General features: G+C 45.4%; 3 protein-coding genes and 2 pseudogenes. 3 read left to right on the top strand and 2 right to left on the bottom strand.

All coding sequences use genetic code 11. From position 1 onward, the window contains the following. Window positions 1–70 precede the first annotated feature (70 nt). Window positions 71–1,732, top strand: coding sequence for a glycosyltransferase family 39 protein (locus tag NDA06_RS11470; RefSeq protein ID WP_190986848.1), 1,662 nt, complete (start codon window positions 71–73; stop codon window positions 1,730–1,732). Window positions 1,733–1,800: 68 nt separating this feature from the next. On the opposite strand, the gene NDA06_RS11475 is transcribed toward NDA06_RS11470, so the two are convergent. Together NDA06_RS11475 and NDA06_RS11480 are read right to left on the bottom strand one after the other, a co-directional pair. After that, window positions 1,801–3,225: a cytochrome c biogenesis protein gene (locus NDA06_RS11475; protein WP_190986849.1), complete on the bottom strand. Its 1,425-nt coding sequence runs from the start codon at window positions 3,223–3,225 to the stop codon at window positions 1,801–1,803. Between the two features lie 53 nt (window positions 3,226–3,278). Further along, window positions 3,279–4,013, bottom strand: coding sequence for a cytochrome c biogenesis protein CcdA (locus NDA06_RS11480; protein WP_190411189.1), 735 nt, complete (start codon window positions 4,011–4,013; stop codon window positions 3,279–3,281). Window positions 4,014–4,819: 806 nt separating this feature from the next. On the opposite strand from NDA06_RS11480, the pseudogene NDA06_RS11485 reads away from it, so the two are divergent. Together NDA06_RS11485 and NDA06_RS11490 are read left to right on the top strand one after the other, a co-directional pair. Then, a pseudogene (locus NDA06_RS11485) lies at window positions 4,820–5,143 on the top strand (PAS domain-containing protein); the annotation flags it as partial. 699 nt (window positions 5,144–5,842) lie between these two features. Beyond that, window positions 5,843–6,982, top strand: a pseudogene (locus NDA06_RS11490) (ATP-binding protein); the annotation flags it as partial. Window positions 6,983–7,094: the final 112 nt, after the last annotated feature.

Here is a 7,094-nt window from a genome sequence, read left to right on the forward strand (position 1 = left end):
ATAACTTCCATTGGCACGCCTAACATTTCGCAAAGCTTCCCGGCTTTTTAGATTACGAAATGGAGGTTTCATGGCAGTTGCACAAAGCCTTAACCATGTTAAGAATAGGTTAACTCAGACAAAACTACTTCCTCCAAATTGGTTACAATTTTTTATCATTGTCGTGCTGGTACTGGGAGTATTTTTTCGATTCGTCAACCTGGATCGCAAAGTTTACTGGGGCGATGAGACTTTCACTTCATTACGGATTGCCGGTTACAGCAAGGCAGAATTCGCCCAAGAAGTCTTTGATGGACAGGTGATGGGGGTCGAAGAATTACAGAAGTTTCAACAACCCAATTCGGAAAAAGGTGCAAGCGGAACCATCAACTCGATAGTGGTCGATACTCCCCAGCATCCGCCCCTCTATTTTTTAATGGCAAGATATTGGGTGCAATGGTTTGGTTATTCGCCAGGGATAATCAGAAGCTTGTCTGCATTAATTAGCTTGCTAGCGTTTCCTTGCATCTATTGGCTATGCCAAGAATTATTTGGATCTTCCTTAGCAGGATGGATAGCGATCGCACTCATCACCGTCTCCCCGTTTCAAGTTCTCTACGCCCAGGAAGCACGACCTTATAGTTTGTGGATTGTGGCGATCTTACTATCGAGTGCGGCACTGCTGCGAGCGATGCGGCTGGGAAATAGAGACACCAAAACCCTTATTTCCACTTGGGGGCTGTATGCAGCAACGCTAGCACTGGGAATTTATACCCAGTTATTTTTTGCGTTGGTTGCGATTGGACATGGAATTTATCTATTGACAATCGAAAATTTCCGATTCAGTAAAACAGTCTTTGCCTATTTGCTGGCATCTTTGGCTGGTTTGCTCACATTTGTGCCTTGGCTTTTAATTCTAATTGCTAATTCATCTACCGTTGAAAAGACAACAGATTGGTCTCGCCAGAAAGAAAGCCTGTTTTCTTGGGTGAAAGCTTGGACTCGCAATATCACTCGGACATTTCTTGATACAGATCCAGCAGGAGGAGTGATTGAGTTTGGATTTAACAATCAATGGACAGAATTTATCCGACTGACACTGGTAGGAATGATTTTATTCCTGTCAGGATATGCAATTTATTTTTTGTGTCGTAACACTGGCAAGCAAGTTTGGTTATTTGTTTTAACTTTGCTTGGGGTAACTGCCCTTCCCTTTATTTCCAGAGATTTAATCTCCGGAGGAGGATTGTCAGGTTCAACTCGACATCTAGTTGCTGTTTATTTGGGGATTCAGCTAGCAATTGCTTACTTACTGGCTACTAAAATTAGTTTGCCTTCGAGAAGTGCAAAGGTACAAAAACTATGGCAATTTGTGCTTGTTGCAGTAGTTTCGAGTGGTGTTATATCCTGTGCCATCAGTTCTCAACAAGAAATCTGGTGGAATAAAGCTCTCTCTCAAACTGAATACAATCCAAAAGTAGCCCAAATCATCAACAAAACAGCTCATCCGCTTTTGATCAGCAATGAGAAACTAAACTTTTTTCTTCCTTTAACCTATGCACTGGAACCGAAAGTGCGGCTTCAATTAGTCGTTAAACCAAATGTGCCTCAGATTCCAGATGGGTTCAGTGATGTGTTTTTATACAGGAGTTCCAAGGAATTAAGAAAGGCACTACAAAAGCAAAACTACAAAATAGAGCCTGCATACCAAACGGGTCAAGTTTGGCTTTGGAAACTAGAAAAAAAGGTGTGAGTGGAAGACGTTATTTGTTGGTAGAGGCGTGATGAATCGCCCCTCTACCAACCCACATCAAAAATGGTTTAGGACTGGGTCGCGATCGCTTCTATCTCAACAACTGGCACTTCCTCCTGAGACGGATGACTGACTCGATCCAAAATTTCCAACAGTTCCCGTTCAAAAGCAACCTGTGCGCGGTTAGTTCTGCCGCCGACATAGAAGCGAATCTCCTTCTGAGACGCTGCACTAACCCCTTCTTGTAGCGCCCAAATTTGCGAATGAGAAAAATAACTCATAACCACACCCAGCATCAGCAAACCAAAGCCAGCATAAACAAACGGGATACCCGGATCGGCTTTTATTTGCAAGCCAGTGCTGCCGATTACTTCATCAATGCTCAGCCTGACTCCATTCACAGGTACCGACATCCCGGGGCGAATAGTATTGATTAGCTGACCCTTTGGGTTATAAAGCATCAGCGTTCCCTGCAAATCCTTGGCAATTAAGGCAACGCCCTCACTCAAATCCGGTTTAGTGGGAATCCAAGTTCCCCAGATTCGGCCCTTGCTGACAGTATTTAATGACGCCATCGGCAACTGTAAAACTGGGCTATTATTCAGCCGCACCTGGATACCTGCAATTCCCCAGTCTGTTTGATAAAGCGTCACACCTCGGTAACGCAGCGGCTGATTGACGTGAATCGTTTGACGATCAACTTCTTGTCCTTGTTTATCCAAAACCGACAAATCGGAATAAAACTGGTCGATTCTGCCTTCAGGTGTATAGTCGATCCAAAAGCGATTTACCCGCACCGACCAATCTTTGGGAACTTGTGGCAGCGCCCAAGAACCAGCTTCGATGATATTTTTTATCTGAAATGTATCGCCGCTAGCAACCATTTCCTGGGCGACAAAACCCGTGATACTCCCCCAAATTGCGCCCCCCAGAATAATTAACATACTGGCATGAACAACAATTGGGCCAATCCGTCCCACCAGTCCTTTTCGGGCGTAAAGTTTATCTCCTTCTTGAAAAACTTTATAGCGTCGCTGCTGCAACAACTCGGTCAGTTTGTTTAGCGAACCTGTTTCTAGTTCCGCACTCAGGGCGAGTTTCTGAAATTGGCGGGGTTGGTCGTAAAACTTCCAGTGCTGTGCTGCTTTTAAAGCTGGAAACTGGCGGGTGAATGTACAGGCAGTTAAGCTGCTGCCAAACAAAATTAGGAGTGATAAGAACCACCAGGTGCGATAAACACGATCTAATCCGACTACCTGGATTACCTTCCAAGTCAGGAAACCAAACAAAGCGGGATGCTCTGGATAGTTCGCTTGGTAAAAAGCAGGCGACTGACCCTGCTCAATCACCGTGCCAGAGATGCTAAAAAGCGCGATCGCTAATAGCAACGCGATCGCTAACCGCAAATCTGCCAGTAATGGCAACAACTCCTGTCGCCAAAACCGATAGGAAGTTGACCCTAAGTTTGAGAAAAAAGAATTTTTTGCAGTCATTTTTTGATAATTGATAATTGGTAATTGGTAATAGCGAGTGCTTTTGATTACCTTTAACCAATTGGAATCCGAGACAGCAGCGAAAATACCCCAAATCCAACCAAAAGCACACCGCTAACGGGTGTAATCCAACTCGACCACTGGCGCAACTCTAGCAACTTCTTAATAGAGGCTGTAAAAGTTCCTGCCAAAATCAACGGTGCCACATAACCTGCTGTGTAGGATAGCAGCAAGACTGCACCTAATACCATGTCTTGCGTCGTGGCAACCCAACCCAGTAACGTTCCCAACACGGGAGTACTGCACGGGGACGCAACCACCCCAAAAGTTAGACCAATCAGATAGGAACGCACTCCCGCTGGTAATTCTTTAGAAATCCACTCCATCCCACCCCAAGCAGGCAACGGAAGGGGCAAAGCTTCTAGTAAATTTAGCCCCATTGCGATCGCAAGAATGCTCACAAGGATCGGCAAACCAAATCCCACTTGACCGTAGACGTTCCCCAGCAACGCCGCTAAGATACCAAGCCCTGCCAGCGTTGTTGCCAATCCCAAGGAAAACCAGGTAGCCTGGGCAGCTGCTTGGAGGCGGCTTTTGGTTTCATAGCCCCCGATGTAGCCAAGGGTGATGGGCAACATGGAAAGCATACAGGGGGTCAAACTGGTGAGCAATCCGGCTGCAAAGATAATGCCAATACTGATAACGCTGAGATGTTGCAGCTGGATAAAAACGAGACGGTTGGCAAATTCACTGAGTTCGTAAAGCTGGGTTTGCAGACTTTCAATCATGAGGAGGCTAGTTCGCGGAATGCTGATTCTGCTTGAATTTTAGCTTACTTGGAAGGGTAGAACCGGCGCGAAGGAAAGCGTCCGCATTGTTTGCTTGACAATAACACCCATCAATGTTTTTTTATCAACGCAGGTTTCTCAAGAAATTTTTAACGCCGTTTCTATTAATTGCCCCATTAAGCTTGCAGCGAGTCTTTTATTCAAATGTTCTTAATTCAGTCGGCGGATGCATTAAATTGAATATTTTTCTAGTTGGATTAACGCAGGAAACCCAACACCTGTGAGGGTTACGCTATCGACAACCCATCCTACAAATCATTAATCCAGCCTACTGATTGTCAAGCCTAAAAAAGAAAATTTTTACTTTTTTCATAAAGGAATAATATCTTTTTTGTATTTCTTAACATTAAAGAACATTCAACATTAGAGTTTTTTTCCAAATTTAGGGAATCCTAAATACGGACACTAGGAGCCTATATTATTCCTCCTTTCCTTAGCAGAGGGATGACTTCGCCAACGAACTACGAGCCTCATTGACTATTTAATTGGAAACTCCAAGAAGGTCGAGGAGAGTGCTATGTCCGTGTTGAATGTTGAATTTGAGCCGCTTAACTTAATTTCGATATATCTAAAACCAAAAGGTATAGAAGGAGGAATAGATGGTTACAAGTTATAGACGCAGTAAAACCAGTACCGGCAAATTGCAGAATCAAGAATCCTTGAAACTGCGTCAGCAAATTGCCGAGCTAGAGCAGACACTAGCCGATTGCCAGGAGGTCGAGAAAGAACTGCGTCAACGGGTGGAGATGTATGCACAAGTCCTAGATGCCATCCCAAATTTAGTAAAGTGCCAAAACTCCCAATCGTGCCTAGTTTATGCCAACAAAGCATTTTGCGACTTTTACGGCATGACACTGGAACAGCTTTGCGATCGCGCTCCGACAGATATTCCTCTAAATAACCGGGATGCTACCCAACAGTCTGTCGTGGATGACGCCTATGTCGTGAATACCGGGCAGACGCTCCACATCTCTCAAGAACCTGTAACTCGTTACGATGGGCAAGTCTATTTATTTGACATCGTTAAAGTCCCTATTTTTAATGCTGAAGGCGAAGCTGTCAAAGTTGTGGAGTCCAGTCACGTAGCTTTAGGTGGCAACCTCTCCGACTCAGCCTTAATAGAAGTCAATTCAGCAGATATCCGGGGAGAACAGCGAGATAAATTAACCAACTCTCTCACTTATTTAAATAGCCAAATTATCGAGCGCAGGCAAGCAGAACAAGCCTTACAGGATCTGATCGCCGGAACCGCCTCAGTTACGGGCAAAGATTTCTACCCGATGTTTGCACAGCATCTAGCCGCAGCGCTTGGAGTTCGCTACGTTATCGTGGCAGAAGCATCCGCCTGGGAGGACGATACACCTGTCCGAGCCAAAGTGCTTTCCTTTTGGAATTCAGACAAATTGGGTGACAACTTTGAGTACGACTTAGTCCATACTCCTTGCGAAAGCATCTTTACACAAGAGACTCTGGTTGAAAACAACAGCATCAGTTGCTATCCCCAAAACGTCCAGTCATTCTTCCCCAAAGGCGAAGCTTTAGCGGCTTTAGGAGGAGAGTGTTTCCTGGGAGTTGCCCTTTTAGATTCAACATCCAGTAAGCCAATTGGTCATATTTGCTTTATCGATGATAAGCCCCTCGTGCAGGAGCAACGGGCAAAATCAATTATGAGCCTCTTTGCAGCACGAGTTAGCGCCGAACTGGAGCGCCAGCGGGCTGAGGAAGCGCTAGAGCGATCGCAAATACAACTGAAACTTTCCCACGAGCAATTAGAAAACTACAACCGGATGCTGGAAGCGAAAGTTCAAAAGCGAACGCTAAAGCTGCAACAAGAAATACGCGATCGCCAAAAAGCCGAACAAGCCGCTCAATCCGCCAACCGCGCCAAAAGCGAATTTCTCGCTAACATGAGCCACGAACTGAGAACCCCTCTCAACGGTATCCTCGGCTATGCCCAAATCCTCAAACGAGACAAAACCTTAAATGAGCCGCAAAAAGATGGTTTAGGCGTCATTCACCAGTGCGGCGAACATCTATTAACCCTGATCAACGACATCTTAGACCTCTCCAAAATAGAAGCCCGGAAAATGGAACTCCATCGGAGTAACTTTCATTTTCCCCAATTCCTTGAAGGCATCGTCGAACTGTGCCGTATTCGTGCCCAACAAAAAGACATCTACTTAACCTACCAACCGATCGCCCCGCTTCCAATGGCAGTCCAGGGCGATGAAAAACGGTTGCGGCAAGTCTTAATCAACTTACTTAGCAACGCGATCAAATTTACAACTACCGGCGGCGTCACCTTCCAAGCCAGCTATCAAGACGGAACATTCCGGTTTCAAGTAGAAGACACTGGCGTCGGTATGGCATCAGAGCAACTAGAAGAAATCTTCTTACCCTTCCACCAAGTCGGAGAGCGCGATCGCAAAAGCGAAGGCACCGGCTTAGGCTTGGCAATCAGCCGTCAATTAGTGCAAATGATGGGCAGCGAAATCAAAGTTAACAGCATCTTAGGTAAAGGTAGCGTTTTCTACTTTGATTTAGATTTACCCTTAGTTGACCAGTGGGCAGATGTCACCCAAATAGATGAACGCCCCATTATTGGTTACTTGGGCGACAAGCGCAAAATCCTCATCGCCGACGATCAATGGGAAAATCGCTCAATTCTAGTAAAAATGTTAGAGCCATTAGGTTTTGAAATTAGGGAAGCCACCGATGGTTTGGACTGTATAACCAAAGCACAGGAGTGGCAACCCCATGTAATTTTGATGGACTTAATGATGCCCGCCCTCAATGGCTTAGAAGCCACTCGTCGAATCAGAAAGTCACCCGACTTAAAGGTCGTTGTGATTGCGACTTCAGCCAGCGTTTTTGATTGCGATCAACAACAGAGCTTTCAAGCCGGTTGTATAGCAACCGCCAAGATAGTTAGGACGTAGAGTAGAGATCACCTGTTGTCCTGAAGTTATTCAAGCTGCTCATGGCAAACCCCTATAGTTATGACCTGCGTCAGAAGGTGAT

The sequence above is a fragment of the Trichocoleus sp. ST-U1 genome (genome assembly GCF_039961835.1).
Taxonomy (GTDB): Bacteria; Cyanobacteriota; Cyanobacteriia; order Cyanobacteriales; family FACHB-T130; genus FACHB-T130.